This window comes from Neglectibacter sp. X4, from assembly GCF_009917365.1.
Taxonomy (GTDB): domain Bacteria; phylum Bacillota; class Clostridia; order Oscillospirales; family Acutalibacteraceae; genus Acutalibacter.
Map to the genome: position 1 here is coordinate 1 of NZ_QWLE01000356.1, position 513 is coordinate 513.

Annotated in this window: 2 protein-coding genes; both read left to right on the plus strand. The window is 47.8% G+C overall.

The genetic code is table 11. The features are described 5' to 3' along the window. The coding region (locus D1841_RS18545) for a helix-turn-helix domain-containing protein (protein ID WP_166554423.1) at positions 1–167 on the plus strand (167 nt) is incomplete at its 5' end. Continuing rightward, a partial coding sequence (locus D1841_RS18550) for a hypothetical protein (RefSeq protein WP_371722229.1) occupies positions 157–513 on the plus strand: 357 nt, incomplete at its 3' end. The genes D1841_RS18545 and D1841_RS18550, both read left to right, overlap by 11 nt.

Here is a 513-nt window from a genome sequence, read left to right on the forward strand (position 1 = left end):
CCTCCGAGGAGCTTTTTGAAAAGGTCTGGGGAGAAAAATATCTGGACAACAGCAATAACACTGTGATGGCACACATCGGACGCTTGCGGGAAAAACTAAAGGAACCTGCAAAGCATCCGAAATTCATCAAGACAGTGTGGGGAGTGGGGTACAAAATTGAAAACTAATTCACTGAGCCGCAAACTGGCATGGACCTTGTTTGCAAAAATGATTGCTGCCGCAATCCTTCTGCTTTTCAGCGGAATCGGCATTTACATTCTGTCCACCTTTGCCTTTGCTATGTTTACATGGCAGGGAGATGAGCCTCTTTACAGACTGGCTATGAACCTGCAGCAGCATCTGCTTCTCGTTGCGTTTGCCTACTATGGCATTGGGCTTGTCGTGATATTCTTCCACTACTGGTTTAAGCCATTCCGATTTTTTCAGGAACTGGTCGATGCAGCTGAGACGGTCAACCGGCAGGACGATAGTCTGGTGGAGCTTTCACCCCAGCTTTCCGAACTTGAAGGTCAG